General features: G+C 51.0%; 22 protein-coding genes and 1 pseudogene. 11 read left to right on the top strand and 12 right to left on the bottom strand.

Features of this window, described 5'->3' with window-relative positions:
• The 5 genes and pseudogenes from CHU32_RS28630 to CHU32_RS20005 all read left to right on the top strand — a co-directional run.
• On the top strand, positions 1–660 hold a 660-nt coding region (locus CHU32_RS28630), incomplete at its 5' end, for a hypothetical protein (protein WP_245880245.1).
• Entirely contained in the window at positions 657–863 is a 207-nt protein-coding gene (locus CHU32_RS20020; RefSeq protein ID WP_103676753.1) for a hypothetical protein, read from the top strand. The genes CHU32_RS28630 and CHU32_RS20020, both read left to right, overlap by 4 nt.
• Positions 860–1,429, top strand: a complete 570-nt coding sequence (locus CHU32_RS20015) for a M35 family metalloendopeptidase (protein ID WP_103676752.1) — start codon at positions 860–862, stop codon at positions 1,427–1,429. Before CHU32_RS20020 ends, CHU32_RS20015 begins: the two co-directional genes overlap by 4 nt.
• A gap of 120 nt (positions 1,430–1,549) precedes the next feature.
• The gene (locus tag CHU32_RS20010) at positions 1,550–2,467 is read left to right on the top strand and encodes a hypothetical protein (protein WP_103676751.1); all 918 of its coding nucleotides are present in this window, start codon (positions 1,550–1,552) and stop codon (positions 2,465–2,467) included.
• Between the two features lie 227 nt (positions 2,468–2,694).
• Positions 2,695–2,873: pseudogene (locus CHU32_RS20005) on the top strand (PAAR domain-containing protein); the annotation flags it as partial.
• A 198-nt stretch (positions 2,874–3,071) separates the two neighbouring features.
• Here the strand turns inward: CHU32_RS20005 and msrA are convergent.
• Complete coding sequence (gene msrA / locus CHU32_RS20000; RefSeq protein WP_103676750.1) at positions 3,072–3,707, bottom strand: peptide-methionine (S)-S-oxide reductase MsrA; 636 nt, start codon at positions 3,705–3,707, stop codon at positions 3,072–3,074.
• A gap of 211 nt (positions 3,708–3,918) precedes the next feature.
• On the opposite strand from msrA, the gene tamA reads away from it, so the two are divergent.
• The 6 genes from tamA to mtgA all read left to right on the top strand — a co-directional run bounded on the left by tamA (position 3,919) and on the right by mtgA (position 13,848).
• Positions 3,919–5,652 (top strand): autotransporter assembly complex protein TamA, encoded by a 1,734-nt coding sequence (gene tamA, locus CHU32_RS19995; protein ID WP_103676749.1) that lies wholly within the window; start codon positions 3,919–3,921, stop codon positions 5,650–5,652.
• Positions 5,649–9,425 carry an autotransporter assembly complex protein TamB gene (gene tamB, locus CHU32_RS19990; protein WP_103676748.1) on the top strand — a complete coding sequence of 1,259 codons (3,777 nt, stop codon included), beginning with the start codon at positions 5,649–5,651 and terminating at the stop codon, positions 9,423–9,425. The genes tamA and tamB overlap by 4 nt, the downstream gene beginning before the upstream one ends.
• A 2-nt stretch (positions 9,426–9,427) precedes the next feature.
• Positions 9,428–9,772 carry a gamma-glutamylcyclotransferase family protein gene (locus tag CHU32_RS19985; RefSeq protein WP_103676747.1) on the top strand — a complete coding sequence of 115 codons (345 nt, stop codon included), beginning with the start codon at positions 9,428–9,430 and terminating at the stop codon, positions 9,770–9,772.
• 129 nt (positions 9,773–9,901) lie between these two features.
• Positions 9,902–12,232 carry an aerobic respiration two-component sensor histidine kinase ArcB gene (gene arcB, locus CHU32_RS19980; protein WP_103676746.1) on the top strand — a complete coding sequence of 777 codons (2,331 nt, stop codon included), beginning with the start codon at positions 9,902–9,904 and terminating at the stop codon, positions 12,230–12,232.
• Between the two features lie 237 nt (positions 12,233–12,469).
• Complete coding sequence (gene elbB, locus CHU32_RS19975) at positions 12,470–13,123, top strand: isoprenoid biosynthesis glyoxalase ElbB (RefSeq protein ID WP_103676745.1); 654 nt, start codon at positions 12,470–12,472, stop codon at positions 13,121–13,123.
• Entirely contained in the window at positions 13,120–13,848 is a 729-nt protein-coding gene (gene mtgA, locus CHU32_RS19970) for a monofunctional biosynthetic peptidoglycan transglycosylase (RefSeq protein WP_103676744.1), read from the top strand. The genes elbB and mtgA overlap by 4 nt, the downstream gene beginning before the upstream one ends.
• Here the strand turns inward: mtgA and yrbL are convergent.
• From yrbL to kdsC, 11 genes are all read right to left on the bottom strand, one after another.
• A complete protein-coding gene (gene yrbL, locus CHU32_RS19965; protein ID WP_103676743.1) occupies positions 13,845–14,480 on the bottom strand; it encodes a PhoP regulatory network protein YrbL in 636 nt (211 codons plus the stop codon). The two genes, mtgA and yrbL, sit on opposite strands and share 4 nt — an antisense overlap.
• A 156-nt stretch (positions 14,481–14,636) precedes the next feature.
• The gene (locus CHU32_RS19960; protein WP_103676742.1) at positions 14,637–15,656 is read right to left on the bottom strand and encodes a DUF3829 domain-containing protein; all 1,020 of its coding nucleotides are present in this window, start codon (positions 15,654–15,656) and stop codon (positions 14,637–14,639) included.
• A gap of 198 nt (positions 15,657–15,854) precedes the next feature.
• The gene (npr, locus tag CHU32_RS19955; protein WP_103676741.1) at positions 15,855–16,127 is read right to left on the bottom strand and encodes a PTS phosphocarrier protein NPr; all 273 of its coding nucleotides are present in this window, start codon (positions 16,125–16,127) and stop codon (positions 15,855–15,857) included.
• Positions 16,124–16,975 carry an RNase adapter RapZ gene (gene rapZ / locus CHU32_RS19950; protein WP_103750919.1) on the bottom strand — a complete coding sequence of 284 codons (852 nt, stop codon included), beginning with the start codon at positions 16,973–16,975 and terminating at the stop codon, positions 16,124–16,126. Before rapZ ends, npr begins: the two co-directional genes overlap by 4 nt.
• Positions 16,976–17,020: 45 nt before the next feature.
• Positions 17,021–17,509 carry a PTS IIA-like nitrogen regulatory protein PtsN gene (gene ptsN / locus CHU32_RS19945; RefSeq protein ID WP_103676739.1) on the bottom strand — a complete coding sequence of 163 codons (489 nt, stop codon included), beginning with the start codon at positions 17,507–17,509 and terminating at the stop codon, positions 17,021–17,023.
• Positions 17,510–17,566: 57 nt separating this feature from the next.
• Positions 17,567–17,854: a ribosome hibernation promoting factor gene (hpf, locus tag CHU32_RS19940; protein ID WP_103676738.1), complete on the bottom strand. Its 288-nt coding sequence runs from the start codon at positions 17,852–17,854 to the stop codon at positions 17,567–17,569.
• Positions 17,855–17,876: 22 nt separating this feature from the next.
• The gene (gene rpoN / locus CHU32_RS19935; protein ID WP_103750918.1) at positions 17,877–19,310 is read right to left on the bottom strand and encodes an RNA polymerase factor sigma-54; all 1,434 of its coding nucleotides are present in this window, start codon (positions 19,308–19,310) and stop codon (positions 17,877–17,879) included.
• 107 nt (positions 19,311–19,417) lie between these two features.
• Entirely contained in the window at positions 19,418–20,143 is a 726-nt protein-coding gene (gene lptB, locus CHU32_RS19930) for an LPS export ABC transporter ATP-binding protein (protein ID WP_103676736.1), read from the bottom strand.
• Between the two features lie 6 nt (positions 20,144–20,149).
• Positions 20,150–20,704 (bottom strand): lipopolysaccharide ABC transporter substrate-binding protein LptA, encoded by a 555-nt coding sequence (gene lptA / locus CHU32_RS19925; RefSeq protein WP_103676735.1) that lies wholly within the window; start codon positions 20,702–20,704, stop codon positions 20,150–20,152.
• Positions 20,673–21,248, bottom strand: coding sequence for an LPS export ABC transporter periplasmic protein LptC (gene lptC, locus CHU32_RS19920; RefSeq protein WP_103676734.1), 576 nt, complete (start codon positions 21,246–21,248; stop codon positions 20,673–20,675). The genes lptA and lptC overlap by 32 nt, the downstream gene beginning before the upstream one ends.
• A complete protein-coding gene (gene kdsC, locus CHU32_RS19915) occupies positions 21,245–21,811 on the bottom strand; it encodes a 3-deoxy-manno-octulosonate-8-phosphatase KdsC (protein ID WP_103676733.1) in 567 nt (188 codons plus the stop codon). Before kdsC ends, lptC begins: the two co-directional genes overlap by 4 nt.
• Positions 21,812–21,819 lie beyond the last annotated feature (8 nt).

Genomic DNA, 21,819 nt, shown 5'->3' with positions numbered 1-21,819 from the left:
GTGACGGTGGAAGGGAAGCAGGAGCAGAGCACGACGGGAGACCATATCAGCCGGGTCGGGGGGACGCACAGCCTGGAGGTGAAGGGAGACCTGGCAAGGAAGGTGAGCGGGGCGCTGGGGATAAAGGTGGAGGGCGACATCGTGCTGGAGAGCAGCAGTCAGATAAGCCTGAAGGCGGGTGCGTCATTCATCGTCATTCAGGCGGGTGGTGTGGATATCACGGGGCCGAGGATAAACCTGAACGGCGGGGGGAGTGCGGGGACGCCGGTGGGGGTGATGCAGCCGGGTGTACTGGCGGTGCTGGCGGATGAGGAAGATGACAACGAGGATGGCTCAGAAGACGGAGAGGATAACGGCGACGGAGGAGATAACGGGGCCGGGAACGGAGGAGGAGATGCTTCAGCTAGCTCTGGAGGTGATGACTCCGGTGACGATGACGACGACCCGGGGAAATATACCCTTCAGTTCCATTTCACGAATGATAACGGGGTGCCGTACTCGGAGACTTGTTATATCGCCTATTTTGAGAATGGTACGCAAGCGCGCGGAGAAACAGATAAAGACGGATACACAGAAATATTTACTACTGACACTAAGCAGACAATAGAAGTCAGATTATTAAGTCAGAATATTGATATGCTTTTGGGGGGGCGTAAATGAATAATGGTAAAAAAAGTTCGACAGCAAAAACTGTTAATACAGAAAAGTGTGTAGAAGAGTTCCAGGTTACTGATCACTTCAAAAAAATGATGGCAAAGGCCTTGAAAGCTCAAATGATTATTCTTAAAAAAAGAGCGAAAATGCTTAAAATAGAGAATTGGGGGAGCAATGAAAACAAGAATTTTTGGAAATATTTGGTATGAAATATGATGCGGTGATAACTATTGATAGTGAGGAAGAAAAAAACAAAGCAAAAAAAGAAGATCCTGATACGCCTAGAGATCCTTACATTGAAAAAAGAGAAAACATTACAGCTTATCAGTTTATGAAGGAGGGTGTTGATAGAATGATAGTTATATGCGAACACTTAAAAGTTAAGGATCCGGTTAACGGTAATGAGCGGATTCATGGTAATTTTGTTAATTTAACAGATGACGATCGGGCTACAGCAAATGTACCCGCTGATCAGACATTATCTTTATCTCTTGATTTATATGAGACTACATTAAAAATAAATATATTTCAGCGTTTTGTATGTAAGCCACTTACAGGTGTTGAGTCTCAAGTATCAAGCCTTTGCCACGAGTTATCTCATTATTACCGGTCTGGTGAAAATGGAAAATATGGAGGTATGGGAACAGATGATATACCAACGAAAGGTGGTTTCAGTAGAGAAAAGAATTATTTAGGAACAGCTAAAGATCTAAAAAAAATGGTAATCAGTATGTTTTTAAAAATGCATATAATGTTGAAAAGTATTTTTGCTTAGGCCTCAGTGATGAAGAAAAGGCAGATGTTGAGAATGAAAAATAGTAGTTATGAATAATCCTTAAAGTGGCGGAAAAATAACTTAACATGTTTCATATGAGGTAAGTTCAGGGGGTGGCATTTGATTACTTTTTACCACAATGTAAATATTTTTTTATGTAAAATTAAGCATGTATTTTTATTAAATGTTTTATTTGGTTTCAGTGCGTTAGTAGTTTTTTTAATTCTATCTTTTATACCTTATGCTTCAGCAAGCGAAGAAGTGCTTCTTACACGGTATGGTTACGGTTCTCTTATTTGGGATGGCGAAAAGCATGATGCGCCCGCTATTTGGCAATATTTCAGCGATCTAGATTATTCTACCAATAAAATATTCAATAATTATGAGTTAAGTGATGCGCAAAATGAATTCAATAAATCTAAATATAAATTAGATGTTCGTCTAAAGGTGAGACAAAAAGATGGTAATTTGTTAGCTATGGTGACTTTTTATAATGGAAGTGTTCATTCTTTTTATATTTATCGTAACAGGTTACCTGCAGATTTATATTTTTATCCATTATGCGGAAACGCTTTTTCAATAAATGCAGATAGTATCCATCTTGATTATCTTGGTAGGCGTTGCCAATTCGATGATGGGGAGGAGAAGAAAAGTTGGCATAAGATCCGTGCAGGAGAAACATACGACTTTACAGTTAAACTTAATGACGCATATGCTTTTCCTCCAGGAATTCGGCGTTATAATATTAGGACATTGGAATATTCTATAGTTAAGGATGAATGGTTTATCGAACAATCAATCTTTTCCTCTCTTTTTTCCATTCTGAAATGGCAATACACATGTGAGGGACGTAAAAGTGTGGACTTCATTGATAGGGTTAGGTGGTCCTGTGAGTTTGGATACCCTGATATAGAAGATTTTTTTAGTAAGCTAGGGTATTATGGACTTAGTGATGATGATTACTTTGAAATAAGGACTAATCAGGTGAATGTTTTGATTGATGGGAGTGCTCTGCATTCTTTCTATAAAAATGATTGAAGTAATTTTTTGAAAATTAGTTTTTTATTTTTAAGTGGCATCTATTTGTTATGGAGTGGTACGCTGTGTAATTATAATGTTATGTTCAATATTTTAGCTAATCCTGCTATTCAGAAAATTGGCAGTTACGCCAGTTTTAGTCAGTGGGTATTAAATGTAAAAATGATTCTACAATATTTTTAAACCATTGAACATATAGTCAATATTAAGGAATTAGTATACCCACAGCTGCCCGGACGGGTAACCCGCTGACGCCGCATTCCAGACCGTCACATCCGCCCATCCGAGTAAAATAGCGGGCGGTTCTGCCACGGTATTTATTGACGGCTTGCCCGCTGCCAGAACAGGCGATGCAGTTGACTGTGGCGGGGTGGTAATCGGAAGTGGTACGGTCGATATTGACTGATTATCGGGAAGACTAAAGCATCATAAAATTCTGCATTTTATGCTGAAGGCTGATGGTTTATTATCTGAGCAGCTTATATTAAAGCTAATAGGAAAATCTACCAATCACCCACTATACCCCTAACCCAAGGGTATAGTGCATGTTTTTACCATTACTTCTCCGCCAGCCCCTGGCTGACTTTTCGTAAATGATTTCCTCTTACTGGGGCGGCAAACACACTCCAATTCCACCAATCCCACAATATCCGTACGGGTTATTATGCAGATACTGCTGGTGGTCATCTTCCGCATAGTAGAACGGCGTGGCCGTTTTGATCTCGGTAGTAACATGGCGCGTATCGCCCGCCGCCTGCATCGCCGCCTGAAAACGTTCGAGGCTGGCATGTGCTGCCTTATCCTGCTCCGGCGTTAGCGGATAGATAGCGGAACGATACTGCGTGCCGTGGTCGTTGCCCTGACGCATGCCCTGAGCCGGATCGTGATTTTCCCAGAATACCTGCAACAGCTGTTCATAGCTGATGACGTTTGGATCGTATACCACGCGTACCGCTTCGGCATGACCCGTCTCCCCGGAACATACTTCACGGTAGGTCGGATTTGGCGTATAACCGCCGCAATAGCCTGCTGCGGTGCTGTAAACGCCGGGCAGCACCCAGAATAAACGTTCAACACCCCAGAAGCAGCCCATGGCAAAAATGGCGATTTCCATACCGTCCGGCACATTGGTCATCGAGTGTTGATTGACCGCGTGCAGCGAGGCAACCGGCATGGGCGTATTGCGTCCGGGCAGCGCATCGGCCTGAGAAACAAACTCTTTTTTGTCGAATAAACTCATGATGCTGTTCTCCCGAAACAGAAATTGTCGTTAGGGTTGTAACGAGGCGTGTCTTTTAACACAATAACTACGCTGAATCAGTCTAGATTTAAACATAAGAAATATTTGGGATGTTGTCTGTTTTTCAAGTCCTGTTGTTGGGACTTTGTTACGCTATGGAGCGGCAGTGTGTTTCCAGTAGGGGTGGAGACAAGGATATTCAGGAGAAAATGTGCCACAGATCCGCCAGTTATGTTGGACCAGTTTACTGCTGCTCAGCGGCGCGGCCAGCGCGGCGAATGTTCGCTTGCAGGTCGAAGGGCTGACAGGCCAATTACAAAAAAACGTTCGTGCCCAGCTATCCACCATCGAGAGCGATGAAGTGACGCCGGACCAGCGCTTTCGTGCGCGCGTGGATGATGCCATCCGCGAAGGGTTAAAGGCGCTGGGTTACTATGAGCCAACCATTGATTTTGAACTGCGTCCGCCGCCGGAGAAAGGCCGCCAGGTGCTGATTGCCCGCGTCTCGGCCGGTGAGCCGGTACGTATTGGCGGCACCAATGTGATCCTGCGCGGCGGCGCACGAACCGATCAGGATTATCTTGAGTTACTCAATAAGCGCCCGGCCACCGGTACTGTGCTAAATCACGGTGATTACGAACGTTTTAAAAAAGGGCTGACCAACGTCTCGCTGCATAAAGGCTACTTTGACAGCGAGTTCAAAAAAAGCCAGTTAGGCGTGGCGCTTGACCGTCACCAGGCCTTCTGGGATATCGACTACGACAGCGGCGAGCGCTACCGCTTTGGCGCGGTGACCTTTGAAAACTCGCAAATCCGCGATGAGTATTTACAAAATCTGGTGCCGTTTAAAGAGGGCGATTATTACCAGTCGAAGGATCTGGCGGAACTGAACCGCCGGTTGTCGGCGACCGGCTGGTTTAACTCGGTGATTGTCGCGCCGGAGTTTGATAAGGCACGCAAAACCAAAGTGCTGCCGCTGCATGGCGTGGTGTCGCCGCGCGTGGAAAATACCATTGAAACTGGCGTGGGTTACTCCACCGATGTCGGTCCGCGCGTGAAAGCCACCTGGAAAAAGCCATGGATGAACTCCTACGGTCACAGCCTGACCACCAGCGCCAGTATCTCCGCACCAGAGCAGGTGCTGGATTTCAGCTATAAAGTGCCGCTGCTGAAGAACCCGCTGGAGCAATACTATCTGGTGCAGGGCGGCGTGAAGCGTACCGATCTGAATGACACCGAAGCTGATTCCACCACACTGGCACTGTCGCGCTACTGGGATTTGTCGAGCGGCTGGCAGCGCGCCATTAACCTGCGCTGGAGCCTCGATCACTTTACCCAGGGTAATGAAACCCACACCACCATGCTGCTTTATCCGGGCGTGATGATCAGCCGTACCCGCTCTCGTGGTGGCCTGATGCCAACGTGGGGCGACTCCCAGCGCTACTCTATCGACTATTCCAACACGGCCTGGGGTTCGGATGTCGATTTCTCGGTCTTCCAGGCGCAGAACGTCTGGATTCGCTCATTGTATGATAAGCACCGCTTTGTCATGCGCGGCAATCTTGGCTGGATTGAAACCGGTGACTTTGACCGCGTGCCGCCGGATTTACGCTTCTTCGCCGGGGGCGATCGCAGCATTCGCGGCTACAAATATAAGTCTATTTCACCGGAAGACAGCGACGGAAAACTCAAAGGTGCGTCGAAACTTGCCACTGGATCGCTGGAATATCAGTATAACGTTACCGGTAAATGGTGGGGCGCAGTGTTTGTCGACAGCGGCGAGGCAGTGAGCGACATTCGCAAGAGCGATTTCAAAACCGGGACCGGCGTCGGTGTGCGCTGGCAGTCGCCGGTCGGTCCGGTAAAACTCGATTTTGCCGTTCCGGTAGGGGATAAAGATAAGCACGACTTACAGTTTTACATCGGTCTGGGGCCTGAATTATGAGTTTATGGAAGAAGATAAGCCTCGGGGTGCTGATTTTTATTGTACTGCTGCTGGGCACCGTCGCGTTCCTGGTGGGGACAAAAAGCGGTCTGCATTTGGTCTTCAGCGCGGCAAATCGCTGGGTGCCGGGGCTGCAAATCGGCCAGGTGACAGGCGGCTGGCGCGATCTGACGCTGAAAAATATTCGCTATGACCAGCCTGGCGTAGCGGTCAACGCCGGGCAGGTGCATCTTTCGGTCAGCCTCGCCTGCCTGAAGCAGAGCAGCCTGTGTGTTAACGACATTGCGCTGTCGGATATCAACGTGACGGTGGATACGAAAAAAATGCCGCCCGCCGCGCAGAAAGAAGACGAGGACAGCGGTCCGCTCGATCTCTCCACGCCGTATCCCATTACCTTAAGCCGTATCGCACTCAATAACGTCAATATTAAAATCGACGATACCACGGTATCGGTGATGCATTTTTCCTCGGGACTGGAATGGCAGGACAAGGATCTGACCTTCAAGCCCACCTCGTTGCAGGGGCTGCTGATCGCCCTGCCAAAAGTGGCGGACGTTGCCCAGGAAGAGGTCGTGGAACCGAAAATCGACAATCCTCGGCCGGATGAGAAACCGCTGGGTGAAACGCTAAAAGACCTTTTCGCTAAGCCAGTGCTGCCGGAAATGACCGACGTTCATCTGCCGCTGAATCTGAATATCGAAGAATTTCGCGGCGAACAGTTACGACTGACCGGCGATACCGATATTACGGTGAATACCATGCTGCTGAAGGTCAGCAGTATTAACGGCAATACCCAACTGGATGTGCTGGATATTGATTCTAACCAGGGCACGCTCAACGCCACTGGCACCGCGCGGCTGGCCGATAACTGGCCGGTGGATCTTACGCTTAACAGCACGTTGAACGTTGATCCGCTGAAAGGCGAGAAGGTGAAAATCAAAGTCGGCGGCGCGCTGCGTGAACAGCTTGAGCTGGGCATCAATCTTTCCGGCCCTGTGGATATGGTGCTGCGCGGACAAACCCGCCTGGCTGAAGCCGGCCTGCCACTCAATCTTGATATTACCAGCCAGCAGCTTTACTGGCCGTTTACCGGTGAGAAGCAGTACCAGGCCGATAACCTGAAACTTAAACTGACGGGTAAAGCCACGGATTACACGCTGTCGTTCCGCACGGCGGTGAAAGGGCAGGACGTGCCTGCGGCAACCATCACGCTGGATGCCAAAGGTAACGAGCAGCAGATCAATCTGGATAAGCTGACGGTTGCCGCACTCCAGGGCACCACCGAACTGAAAGCGCTGCTCGACTGGCAGCAGGCGATCAGCTGGCGCGGCGAACTGGCGCTGAAAGGGATTAACACGGCGAAGGAATTCCCGGACTGGCCGTCGAAGCTCGACGGTCTGATTAAGACGCGCGGTAGCCTGTACGGCGGTAGCTGGCAGATGGACGTCCCGGAGATGAAAATCACCGGCAACGTGAAGCAAAACAAAGTGCTTGTTGATGGCGCAGTCAAAGGGAACAGCTATCTGCAATGGACAATCCCGAAACTGCATCTGGCGCTGGGGCGTAATAGCGCGGACGTCAAAGGCGAGCTTGGCGTTAAAGACCTCAACCTTGACGCCACTATTGACGCGCCGGGGCTGGACAACGCGCTGCCGGGACTGGGTGGCACCGCCAAAGGGTTACTGAAAGTCCGTGGCACCGTGGAGGCTCCGCAGTTACTGGCGGATATCACCGCCCGTGGCCTGCGCTGGCAGGAACTCTCCGTGGCGCAGGCGCGTATTGAAGGGGATATCAAATCCACCGATCAGATCGCCGGAAACATGAATGTGCGCGTGGAACGCATCGCGCAGGGCGATCTTAACGTCCGGCTGTTGACCCTGGAGGCCAAAGGCAGTGAAAAACAGCATCAGCTTCAGCTACGTATGCAGGGCGATCCGGTCTCCGGCCAGTTGGATCTGACGGGCAGTTTTGATCGTCAGGCACAGCGCTGGAAAGGAACATTAAGCAATACACGCTTCCAGACGCCGGTCGGCCCGTGGGTACTGAACCGCGCCATTGCGCTGGATTACCGTAATCAGGAACAGAAAATCAGTATCGGACCACACTGCTGGACCAATCCCAATGCGCAACTGTGCGTGCCGCAACCCATTGATGCCGGGGCGGAAGGGCGCGCGGTGGTCAACCTCAACCGCTTCGATTTAGCGATGCTGAAGCCGTTTATGCCGGACACCACCCAGGCCAGCGGGATCTTCAGCGGCAAAGCGGATGTGAGCTGGGACACTACCAAAGAGGGGCTGCCGCAGGGCAGCGTCACGCTGGCAGGTCGAAATGTAAAAGTCACGCAAATCGTTAACGACGCGCCGTTACCGGTCGCCTTTAGCACTCTGAACCTTAACGCCGAGCTGCGTAATAACCGCGCGCAGCTGGAGTGGCTGATGCGCCTGACCAATAACGGCCAGTTTGATGGTCAGGTGCAGATCCGCGATCCGCAGGGGCAGCGCAATCTTGGCGGCAACGTTAATATCCGCAACTTCTCGCTGGCGATGGTCAATGCCATCTTCTCGCGCGGTGAGAAAGCGGCGGGGACGCTTAACGCTAACCTGCGGCTGGCAGGCAATGCGCAAAGCCCACAGCTTTTTGGTCAGATGCAACTGAACGGCGCGGAGCTGGACGCCAACTTTATGCCGTTTGATATGCAGCCGAGCCAGCTGGCGATGAATTTTAACGGCATGAGTTCCACGCTTCAGGGCGTGGTGCGCACCCGTCAGGGCGAAATCGCGCTGAATGGTGATGCGGACTGGAGCCAGATCGACAACTGGCGCGCCCGCATCGCGGCGAAAGGCAGCCGGGTGCGCATCACGGTGCCGCCGATGGTGCGCCTGGATGTGTCGCCGGATATCGTCTTCACCGCCACGCCGCAGCTGTTTACGCTCGACGGCAGCGCCGACGTGCCGTGGGCGCGCATCGTGGTGCACGAACTGCCGGAGAGCGCAGTTGGCGTCTCCAGCGATGAAGTGATGCTGAAAAACGATTTGCAGCCTGAAGAGCCGAAAACGGCGGCCATTCCGATCAACAGTAATCTGGTGGTCCACGTGGGTAATAACGTGCGTCTTGATGCGTTCGGGCTGAAAGCCAGGCTGACGGGCGATCTGAAAGTGGCGCAGGATAAACAGGGGCTGGGCCTGAACGGGCAAATTAATATTCCGGAAGGGCGCTTCCACGCGTACGGTCAGGATTTGATTGTGCGTAAAGGTGAATTGCTGTTCTCTGGCCCGCCGGATCAGCCGCTACTGAATATCGAAGCCATTCGTAACCCCGAATCGACCGAGAACGACGTGATTGCCGGCGTTCGCGTCACCGGCACCGCAGACGAACCGAAAGCGGAAGTGTTCTCGGACCCGGCAATGTCGCAGCAGGAAGCGCTTTCCTATCTGCTTCGCGGTCAGGGGCTGGACAGCGAACAGAGCGACAGCGACGCAATGACCTCAATGTTAGTCGGTCTGGGGGTTGCACAAAGTGGGCAGGTTGTGGGTAAAATCGGGGAGACATTTGGCGTAAGCAATCTGGCGCTGGACACCCAGGGAGTCGGTGACTCCTCTCAGGTGGTGGTCAGCGGTTACGTGCTGCCGGGTCTACAGGTGAAATATGGTGTAGGTATTTTTGACTCGTTGGCGACTCTCACGTTACGCTATCGACTGATGCCTAAGCTATATCTTGAAGCGGTGTCTGGCATAGACCAGGCACTGGACCTGCTCTATCAGTTTGAGTTTTAGCAATGCGAATATTTGTCTACGGCAGTTTACGAAGTAAGCAAGGCAATAGCCACTGGATGACTAACGCTCAGTGGCTGGGCGATCACAGCATCGAAAATTACCAGTTGTATAGCCTGGGCCACTATCCAGGCGCAGTGCCCGGCGAAGGCACGGTACTTGGGGAAGTTTATCGAATCGATGCTGCAACCCTTGCTGAGCTTGATGCGCTACGCACTAAGGGCGGCGAGTACGCACGCCAGTTGATCCAGACCCCGTACGGGAGTGCATGGATGTATGTTTATCAGCGGCCTACGGAAGGCTTAACGCTGATAGATAGCGGTGACTGGTTAGACAGACACCAGGACTAAACCACACGCCACCTTCGGGTGGCGTTATTTTTATCCTTCCGCCTACCGACTCCACATTTTTTAACCAGACTTCAACCTGTTGCCCAAAATTCGGTATGATTGAGCGATGCTGGGGTGAAGGAACCTTTTATGAAACAAATCCGTTTACTGGCGCAGTACTACGTCGACCTGATGATGAAACTGGGGCTGGTACGTTTTTCTCTGCTACTGGCGCTGGCGCTGGTGGTACTGGCTATCGCCGTGCAGATGGCGGTGACTATGGTGCTGCGTGGGCATGTTGAGGAAATCGACATCATTCGTTCGATTTTTTTCGGCATTCTGATCACACCGTGGGCGGTCTATTTTTTATCGGTGGTCGTTGAACAACTGGAAGAATCGCGACAGCGATTGTCCCGGCTGGTCGAAAAGCTGGAGGTGATGCGCGAGCGCGATCTCAAACTGAATGTCCAGATGAAGGACAACATTGCTCAACTTAATCAGGAAATTGCCGATCGCGAAAAGGCAGAAGCCGAGCGCCAGGCGACCTTCGAGCAACTTAAAGTCGAGATGAAAGAGCGTGAAGAGACACAAATCCAACTTGAGCAGCAGTCTACCTTCCTGCGCTCCTTTCTGGATGCTTCTCCCGATCTGGTCTTCTATCGAAACGAAGATAAAGAATTTTCCGGCTGTAACCGGGCGATGGAGTTGCTCACCGGCAAAAGTGAAAAACAGCTAATCAACCTTAAGCCGCAGGATGTTTACACCGCTGAAACAGCAGAGAAAGTGATTGAGACTGACGAAAAAGTGTTTCGCCATAACGTCTCGCTGACCTACGAACAGTGGCTGGATTACCCCGACGGACGCAAAGCCTGCTTCGAAATCCGCAAAGTACCCTATTATGACCGGGTGGGTAAACGCCACGGGTTGATGGGCTTTGGTCGTGATATTACCGAACGTAAGCGTTATCAGGATGCGCTGGAGCGCGCCAGCCGCGATAAGACCACGTTTATCTCCACGATCAGCCATGAACTGCGCACGCCGCTTAACGGCATCGTAGGGCTAAGCCGCATCCTGCTGGATACCGAGCTGACGAATGAACAGGAAAAATACCTGAAAACTATCCATGTTTCGGCGGTCACGCTGGGTAATATTTTTAACGATATTATCGACATGGATAAAATTGAGCGGCGTAATGTGAAGCTTGATATTCAGCCGGTGGACTTTACCAGTTTCCTGGCCGATCTGGAGAACCTCTCGGGCCTGCAGGCGCATCAAAAAGGGCTGCGTTTTGTGATGGAGCCAACCCTGCCGCTGCCGCATAAAGTCATTACGGATGGCACACGTCTGCGTCAGATCCTGTGGAACCTGATCAGCAACGCCGTGAAGTTTACCCAGCAGGGCCAGGTGACGGTACGCGTTCGCTACGATGCGGGCAAGATGCTGCATTTTGAAGTGGAAGATTCCGGCATCGGTATTCCCCAGGATGAGCAGGACAAAATCTTCGCCATGTATTATCAGGTGAAAGACAGCAACGGCGGTAAGCCTGCTACCGGAACCGGCATCGGGCTGGCGGTCTCGCGGCGGCTGGCAAAAAACATGGGAGGTGATATCACCGTCACCAGCCAGGCCGGAAAAGGCTCCGTGTTTACCCTGACGGTAAACGCGCCAGCAGTGGCGGAAGAGGTGGAAGATGCGTTTGACGATGATGATATGCCGCTGCCCGCTCTGCACGTGCTGCTGGTGGAGGACATTGAACTGAATGTGATTGTGGCGCGTTCGGTACTGGAAAAACTGGGCAATAGCGTCGATGTCGCGATGACGGGCGCGGCGGCGCTGGAGATGTTTACCCCGGGTGAATACGATCTCGTCCTGCTGGATATTCAGTTGCCTGACATGACCGGGCTGGATATCTCCCGCCAGCTCACTCAGCGTTATCCACGTGAAGACCTGCCGCCGCTGGTGGCCTTAACGGCTAATGTCCTGAAAGATAAACAGGAATATTTTGACGCCGGGATGGATGACGTGCTGAGTAAGCCGCTGGCAGTTCCGGCATTAACTGCCATGATTAAGAAGTTCTGGGACACTGCTGACCACGAGGAGAAAAGAGTGACTTCTGCGGATAATGGTAAAACGCAAGACCTGCTGGATACCGCGATGCTGGAACAATACATCGAACTGGTTGGGCCGAAGCTCATCACCGATGGCCTCGCTGTTTTTGAAAAAATGATGCCGGGTTATCTGAGCGTACTGGAATCGAACCTGACCGCGCGCGATCAAAAAGGCATTGCCGAAGAGGGGCATAAAATTAAAGGTGCGGCTGGCTCTATTGGCCTGCGCCACTTGCAGCAACTGGGGCAGCAAATCCAGTCTTCCGATCTTCCGGCCTGGTGGGATAACGTAGGTGAATGGATAGAAGAGATGAAGCAGGACTGGCAGCATGACGTCGCCGTATTGAAACGCTGGGTCGCCGAGCGGCAATAAAAAATGACCCCGGCCTGGCCGGGGTGCGCTAATACTGCGCCAACACCAGGGAAATCATGGCTGCGCCTGTTTAATTAGCGTTCTAACAGCAGGCACAGCAGACAAACTTGGGCCGCACGTCCATTAAGATAGCAAATATTAAATTATTTGTTACATGAATCAGTTAAATATGTGAAGCACAGCGGTTAAATTATATTTTCTAATGAGAACTAATCGTTTGCGAAAAGGAATAGCACGATGAAAAAAATTGGCGTAGTCCTGAGCGGATGCGGCGTTTATGACGGAACTGAAATCCATGAAGCGGTAATTACCCTGCTGGCGATTGCCCGTAACGGCGCGCAGGCGGTGTGCTTTGCGCCGGATAAAATTCAGTCTGAGGTGATTAATCATCTTACCGGCGAAGCGATGGCGGAACGCCGCAACGTGCTGCTCGAAGCGGCACGCATCACCAGGGGCGAGGTTCGGCCGCTGGCACAGGCGCAGGCGGCGGAGCTGGATGCCCTGATCGTACCCGGTGGTTTTGGCGCGGCCAAAAACCTGAGCAATTTTGCTAATGAGGGCGCGGCTTGTGAGGTAGATGGCGACCTGAGTGCGCTGGCGCTGGCGATGCATCAGGCCGGCAAACCGCTGGGCTTTATCTGTATTGCGCCCGCCATGCTGCCAAAGATTTTTGCCATCCCTTTGCGTATCACAATTGGCACTGATATCGACACGGCTGAAATACTCGAAGAAATGGGGGCAGAGCATGTGCCGTGTCCGGTGGATGACATTGTGGTTGATGAAGAAAATAAGGTGGTGACAACACCCGCGTATATGCTGGCGCAGAATATTGCTGAGGCGGCGGCGGGGATTGAAAAGCTGGTATCGCGCGTGCTGGTTCTGACCGAATGAGGAAAGGACGCTCCTCACTGTGGATTTCGCTGCGTCGCATACTGGTCCGCATGATACTGGCGCTCGTCATTTTCTGGGGAGGAGGGATTGCCCTGTTCAGCATCGTACCGGTGCCGTTTTCTGCCGTGATGGTTGAGCGCCAGATGAGTGCCTGGTTAACTGGCGATTTCGGCTATGTGCCGCACTCCGACTGGGTGGATATGGATGACATCTCGCCTTATATGGGGCTGGCGGTCATTGCGGCGGAAGACCAGAAATTCCCCCAGCACTGGGGTTTTGATGTTGCCGCGATTGAAAAAGCGCTAACCCACAATCAGCGCCATGAAACGCGAATTCGCGGTGCATCCACGCTCTCGCAGCAGACGGCGAAAAACCTGTTTCTGTGGGACGGCCGAAGCTGGCTGCGTAAGGGACTGGAAGCCGGGCTGACGGTGGGCATTGAGACGGTGTGGAGTAAGAAGAGAATACTCACGGTATATCTCAACATTGCTGAATTCGGCGACGGTGTCTTCGGCGTTGAAGCGGCGGCACAGCGCTATTTTCATAAGCCTGCCAGCAAATTGACCATGTCCGAGGCAGCGCTGCTGGCGGCGGTATTACCAAATCCGATCCGCTTTAAAGCTGGTACGCCCTCCGGCTACGTGCGTAACCGTCAGGCGTGGATCGTGCGCCAGATGCACCAGTTGGGTGGCGAAACGTTTATGGCGCAGAACGCGCTACACTAAACCTTGTGTGACGTCAGCGTCATTGAGGGACTGCCTTTCTGGCTGCCTTCACTCATTCCCAGTGCAGCGACCAGCGCGGGTTGCTGCATAAAACGTGCCCACAACCGGGCCTGTTTACGGCGGCATAACCAGACTGACCAACTGGCCAGCGGAATCAACGTGCTTTCGCCAATATTGTCGCATACCACAGGCACGACTTCTGATTCGCTAATCCGACGACAGAGAATATTTTGCGGTTTCAGAGTCATGGTCACAATATGATTATCGTGCAGATAGCGTCTGAGCGTTTTTAAGGCCTCGCGTAGCATAGCCACATCCTGCTCATAGCGGCACTGGTCAGCAAATTCTTTCAACGTGACGGAAGGCTTGCCGTCAAAATCTGTAATGATGTCATAAACATAACCGGTACCCAGATCGGTTTCTACCGTTCCGTAATATTGAGGAATACCGCTCCAGTCTTTAAGATAACGCGCAAGATGCGCGTAATAGCGCAGCTCGCGTTTGATTTCTTTGAGTCCGCTCTCATCAGCGTTATAGATAATTTTTATGCAGCGTTGAGCGTTTTCCGGATGGGTATAACACTGGCGATGCCGTCCGGTTCCCAGTGGAGTTTGGTTAGATAAGTGAATCATAAAGCCGTCCTGAAAATATTTGCTCACACGTCATTAGTATGGATGAGGGACTTAAATGAAACCTCAACGGGTTAGTTAAGGTTTTCTTAAGGTTCACCCTACAGGCGAAAAGAGCACGGAATGTACAAATCATGGTTAACATGGCTCAATGAGCGGTTAACAATGATTGGCGTTCATATCGTCGATCAAACCTGAAAAGTGTCTCATCAGATTCCGGAAGTCCTTTTCCGCAGGGGATTGTGCTAATTTCCGGTAAACCGGAGACTTCGCTTGCAACGCTTCCGGATAAGCGTCGCTGCGGGAGAAATAGTGCTTTTCGTCATCTTTCATGCTTTTCACCATGCGACGAGATGACGCGACAAACATGGCAATATTCATGGTACATGTATTACTACGTACCGTTTTAACGTTGTCGTATTTTTTCATTAACCCGGCGAGGGTAGCCGTATTCGTGTCAATTTTTGCAAGTGTTGCGCTGTCAAATTTATTCAGTTGATTTTCAAAGTCGTAAATAATTATTTTTTCATAGTAAATAATGCCATTGCGAAAATACTCAACGGTATCTTTTGGCGCGGATTTAAATTGTTCTTTCACCAGTTCATTATCGTGTTGCGTCATCTTATCTTCAAATTCATTTTGCGCTTTAATTACCGCCTCTAATTGTGAAATAAGTTGTGGTCCTTTGCTTTTGAAAAATTCACCTTTGTCTTCGAGATATTCTTTAGAACTGGCATATAACGATAATTCATTATTCAATGATTGCAGCGTTTTTAAATGCTGTAAGTACTTCGCCGCAGTGTCATCAAGGTCGGGCAGGCTGGCATTCACAGCGAGGGCCTTTCCCAGACGCTCTATTTTTCCTGAGATAGGGGATTCACGAAGGTTATAATAGTTATCTAAAGGTTCTTTATTTTTGCTAAGGTCAGCCATAAATTGTTTTTGCTTAGCTAATTCATCCTCAATATCTTCACCGATCGGCAGTCTGGCGTAAGGCTGAAAATTAGTAACATCTACATAAGCATTATACTTCAGGATTTCCTGAGCCTTTTTATTTTGTTCTGTCAGATTAGCCGACGTTTCGGCGCTGGTCTCGCGGCTGCTTTTTTTATCGTCACAGCCTGCTATCAATGTCAGACCTGACAGAATAGCAAAAAAGAAAAGCTTTTTATAATTCATCTGTATACATCCCTGTATATTAATACAATTAATTAATAAGTTAATCTTATTATGGTAAGGGAATTACCTGGGAATATCTACTGGCGCAGGAATGAAACAGGATAAGTCAGGAGTAAAAGTCCGGAAAAAGAATATGAATAATAAACTATTATCTATAATGCCAGGAAATAATTTACCCGTCCCGAACGGGACAGGCAATTATTCTTCATCAAACCCCGAATGAAATAACGCTATCACCGCCGCCAGCGCTTCCACTTCCTGTGGACCGGTGGCTTCAATCTCAATCTGGCGGCCTTTCGCGGAATCAAGCATTAATAGCGCAATGACGCTATTGGCTTCCGCTTCAGCGCCTTCATCGTTGCGCAGCAGAACTTCTGCATCAAAACCCTGCATCAATTCAAACAGCTTCATCGCCGGGCGGGCATGCATGCCCAGCTTGTTGGTTACTTCAACAGTTTGCCTGACCGTCATTTGCGTTTTTCCAGGGTACGATGACGGGACTGGACGTTCTTGCCGCGCGAACGAAAATAGTCAGCCAACTGCTCGGCAATGTATACGGAACGATGCTTACCGCCGGTACAGCCAATCGCCACCGTCAGATAGCTACGGTTATTGGTTTCCAGCATCGGTAGCCACAGCTCGAGGTAGCTTCGCGTCTGGTAGATAAAGTTATGCACTTCGGTGTGTCGGTCGAGGAACGCCGCGACGGGTTTATCAAGCCCGGTCATCGGGCGCAGTTTCGGGTCCCAGTGCGGGTTTGGCAGAAAGCGCACGTCAAACACGTAGTCTGCATCTATCGGGATACCGTGCTTAAAGCCGAAAGACTCAAACACCATCGTCAGTTCACGCTCGCGCTTGCCGAGCAGCCTGGTACGTAGCATTTCAGCCAGTTCATGCACGGACATTTCGGAAGTATCGACGATAAGATCCGCGCGCGCGCGCAGCGGCTCCAGCAGGTCGCTCTCCTGGTCAATAGCGCTTTCCAGCGACAGATTTTTGCTGGAAAGCGGGTGCAGACGACGGGTGTCGCTGTAGCGGCGGATCAGCGTATTGCGGTCGGCATCAAGGAACAGAAGCTGCGGCGAGAACGCATCCGGCAGATTCTGCATCGCCTGCTCAAAAATTTCCGGCGATTCCGGCATATTACGCACGTCGATGCTGACCGCGGCAGACGTTTGACGGTCTACCAGACTTTTCGCCAGTTCAGGCAACAGCACTACGGGCAAATTATCAACGCAGTAAAAGCCCATATCTTCCAGCGCCCGCAGGGCAACGGATTTTCCCGAGCCGGAACGGCCGCTGACGATCATCAGTACCATGTACCGTTTCTCCTCAGTACAGCGAAGGGTAAAGCATTATCCCTGCTACGCATCATCACTGTGTTCAGTTTCAGTGATGATTTGATACAGCTCTTCATCACTTTGCGCCGCGCGCAGGCGACGACAAATAGTTTTATCCGCCAGCCGTTTTGCCACCAGCGAAAGGGTATGTAAATGCGTTTTTGTCTGATCGGCAGGGACCAGCAGGGCAAACAGCAAATCCACTGGTTGGTTATCGATGGCGTCAAACGCAATCGGCGTTTCCAGTTGTACAAAGACACCGACTGCGCGTAGCGTGTCCTCTTCCAGTTTGCCATGAGGAATGGCGAGACCGTTACCAATACCGGTACTTCCCATCTTCTCACGAGTGAGGATCGCCTCGAAGACCACCTGTGGTGGCAAACTAAGCTGCTTTGCCGCCAGCTCACTGATAATTTCCAGCGCGCGTTTTTTGCTCTGGCAGTGAACGTTACTGCGGGTACATTCCTGGTTAAGGACCGTGCTCAGTTGTAGAGCTGCATCATTATTTATCATAATTTCACCTAAGCTTCGCCTGACATTACAGATAACGTCAGGCGAACGCCCGGACAATCAGTGTTGTTTCAGTTTATCTTTATGTTTGGTTAGCTGTCGCGCAAGTTTATCAATTAAACCGTCGATAGCCGCGTACATATCTTGCCCTTCCGCGCTGGCATGAATTTCGCCCCCGTTAACGTGCAGGGTAGCATCCGAAATATGAGTCACTTTCTCCACTTTTAACACAACGTAGACCTGATTGATCCGGTCAAAATACTGCTCCAGCTTAGCAAATTTTGTGCTGACAAAATCGCGGAGTGCGTCAGTAATCTCGACATTGTGTCCAGTGATGTTGAGCTGCATAGTGTCTTCCTTATCGGTTGGGTCACACCAGCTGTTTACGCTGGTTAGACGGCGGAATGGATAAAGACTCTCGATACTTCGCAACGGTGCGGCGTGCCACCATAATCCCCTGGTCGGACAGCATTGAGGTTAATTTGCTGTCGCTTAGCGGCTTGGCAGGATTTTCCGCAGCGATTAACTTTTTCACCAGCGCACGGATGGCGGTGGAGGAGGCTTCGCCTCCGCCTTCGGTATTCACATGGCTGGAGAAAAAATATTTCAGTTCAAAAATGCCTCGCGGACTGTGCAGATACTTCTGGGTGGTCACGCGGGAAATGGTGGATTCGTGCATCTCGACGGCCTGGGCAATGTCCGCCAGCACCATCGGTCTCATATACTCTTCACCCTGCTCAAAAAACGCCTGCTGTTGTTCAACGATACAGCGGCTGACGCGCAGCAGGGTGTCGTTACGGCTCTCCAGGCTCTTAATCAACCATTTTGCTTCCTGAAGATTGCTACGGATGTACTGGTTATCCGCATCGTTACGAGTGCTACCACCCATGGCGGCATAGTGCTGATTGATTTGCAGCCGCGGGATACTGTCGGAATTTAGCTCAACCGTCCAGTGACCGCTGATTTTGCGTACCAGCACGTCAGGGATAACATATTCCGGTTCGCCCGTCTGGATCGACTGCCCCGGGCGTGGATCGAGCGACTGAATCAGGTTTACCGCCTCTTTCAATACCTCTTCTTTCAGGCGCGTCACACGCATCAGGGTACGGAAATCGTGGTTAGCAAGAAGATCAAGATGGTTGCTGATGATGAGCTGGGCTTCGGCAAGCCAGGGCGTCGTTTTCGCAAACTGTGAGAGCTGGATCAGCAGGCAGTCGCGTAAATCTCTGGCCGCAACACCTACCGGATCGAAACGCTGTACGCGCTTCAGGACCGCTTCTATCTCATCAAGCCCGATATCCTCGTTACCCATACTTTCAAGAATATCTTCCACCGGAATAGTCAGATAGCCGGTCTCGTCTACAGCATCCACAATCGAAGTCGCAATTGCGCGATCGGTATCGGAGAAGGGGGTCAGTTCGACCTGCCACATCAGATAGTCCTGGAGTGACTGGGTGGTTTCGCCCTGGTAAACAGGCAGTTCGTCATCCTGATAATCCACACCGTTACCGGAAGGAGTGCCTGCGGTATAGATCTCGTCCCAGCTGGCATCCAGCGGCAGCTCCTCCGGCATATCTTTTTGTTCAAGCGCATCAACGCTATCCAGAGATTCATTGTCCGGGGATTCTTTCGTGTCTATCTCATCGTGAAGATCGGTTTGCTCAAGCAGTGGATTACTTTCCAGTGCCTGTTGGAGTTCCTGCTGTAATTCCAGCGTCGACAGTTGCAGCAGGCGGATGGCCTGTTGCAGTTGCGGCGTCATGGCAAGCTGTTGACTAAACCTTAATTGCAAACCTTGCTTCATATTCAGAGCGATTCTCTCCCGAGTTTACATCACTGACTTCGTACACTTGTGCATTCAGGCGGGCCCTTTGCAGACCGTGCCACTAATGAGTCTGTGGATACACCCTATCAGAGTCTGAAGTCTTCCCCAAGATACACGCGCTTAACTTGTTCGTCTTTAAGGATTTCGTCTGGCGTACCGTGGGCAATGAGGTGTCCCTGGCTGACGATATAGGCGCGCTCACAGACGGCCAGTGTTTCACGCACGTTATGATCGGTGATCAGAACGCCAAGGCCACTGTCGCGCAGATGTTCAATAATACGTTTGATATCAATAACGGAAATCGGATCGACGCCGGCAAAGGGTTCATCTAACAGGATAAATTTGGGGTTAGCTGCCAGCGCTCGGGCAATTTCCACCCGGCGGCGTTCGCCACCCGACAGCGCCTGGCCAAGGCTGTCGCGCAGATGCTCAATATGGAACTCTTCCATCAGCTCGTTGGCACGGTCTTCACGCTGCTCAGAGGTCAGATCGTCGCGGATCTGCAGGACGGCCATCAGGTTATCAAAAACACTGAGACGGCGGAAAATAGAGGCTTCCTGCGGCAGGTAGCCAATGCCCCGGCGCGCCCGCGCGTGTAGCGGCAGCAGGCTGATGTCTTCATCATCAATGATAATGTTACCCGCATCGCGCGATACGATGCCCACGACCATATAAAACGTGGTGGTTTTACCCGCACCGTTCGGGCCAAGTAGCCCAACAATCTCACCGGATTTTACGGTCAGACTTACGTCTTCCACCACCCGGCGGCCTTTATAGGCTTTCGCAAGGTTCTTTGCAGTTAATGTTGCCATATTGAATTAGTTACTCTTTTTCTGAGCCGGGGCCTGGTTGTTGCTTTTATCCTGCAACTGCGACGGAACCAGAACGGTGGTCACGCGTTTGCCTTTTTCACTGAACGCCTGCATTTTCTGCTCTTTCACCAGATAGGTGATTTTGTCGCCCTGGATATTGCTGTCTACCTGTTCCAGGAACGCGTTGCCGGTGAGCACGACAAAATCATTTTGCAGCTCGTAATGCATCTGTGACGCATGGCCTTTAACCGGTTTGCCGTTATCCTGCATCTGGTAGAAGGTAGCCGGTTTACCGTAGCCGTCGATCACCTCTTTGCCTTCTTCACCACCTAGACGAGTGACAACGACTTTATCAGCATTAATTTTGATCGTGCCCTGAGTCACGACGACATTACCAGAAAAGGTCACGACGTTGCCCTGCATATCCAGCGACTGCTGATCGGACTCAATATGAATAGGCTGATCGGTATCGCCCGTTTTCGCCAGCGCGGGCAGGCTGGCAGCCAGAAGCGTACTGGCCAGTACCAGCTTAAGGCTGAGTTTGTTTGTTTTGAATTTCATATGAGGTTCTAACCTTTTCAATCAGCTCGGCGGTTTTATTGCGTAGGTTTCCGCGCATTTTCAGGCCGCTGGAATTAAATGTCGTACCGTATAACGTTACCAGATCGTCAGAGGTGACATCCTGCGTGATCAGGTTGATTTTGGCGTTATCCGTTGTAATTTTGCGCAGTTGGGCGTCCGCTGTCAGCGCGTTAACCTCAACATGGCCGTAAAGATACAGCATCCGGTCATTAGTTAGCTTTGCTTTATCCGCTTTAATTGACCAGGTTTCGGTTTTGGTCGTGTCATACGTCGTCAGTAAAGGCTGCGTAAACCAGGTAATGGCCTGGTCCGAAAAATATTCTACGTGCTGTGCCACCAAATGATAATTAAGCGCACCTTCCGGGCTGTATACAACGGTATCCGTATGCTCGCTGCGGTAGGTTGGGTCACTTGAGGACACGACACTTGTTCCGGTGTCGTCTTTACTCACCAGGTTTATGCCGATCAAAACCAGTGCGACCAGCGACAGCAAAATGATAACCCAACGTCTGGTTTTACTCATATTGATTGCCCTTTGGCCTCATCAAGCTTGCCCTGCGCCAGTAGTAACAAATCGCAGACTTCACGGACCGCGCCGCGTCCGCCATTAATGCGGGTGACGTAATCCGCCCGCGGGATCAGCAGCGGATGGGCGTCCGCTACCGCGACGCTCAGCCCGACGTTCGCCATTACCGGCCAGTCGATCAAATCGTCACCCACGTAGGCAACCTGTTCCGGTGATAGCGCCAGCTTTTCCAGTAATTGGCGATAGGCCTGGAGTTTATCCGACTGGCCCTGATAAAGATGCGTGATGCCAAGTGTGGCGCAACGGTCTTCAGTTAGTTTAGCTTTTCGTCCGGTAATGATAGCGACTTCAATCCCGGAGGTGAGGGCACAGCGGATGCCATAGCCATCACGAACGTTAAATGCCTTTAACTCTTCGCCATTATTGCCCATATAGATGAGACCGTCGGAAAGCACGCCATCAACATCCAGGATTAGCAGACGGATTTTTTCTGCCTGCTCCAGCATCTGCGAACTCACTGGCCCATAGCAGGTTGCCACAGAGGCACCAGCATTACTCATTCTTTTAT

The organism is Superficieibacter electus, from assembly GCF_002915575.1.
GTDB classification, from domain to species: Bacteria; Pseudomonadota; Gammaproteobacteria; order Enterobacterales; family Enterobacteriaceae; genus Superficieibacter; species Superficieibacter electus.
This window is presented reverse-complemented; position numbering and strand designations above follow the sequence as displayed.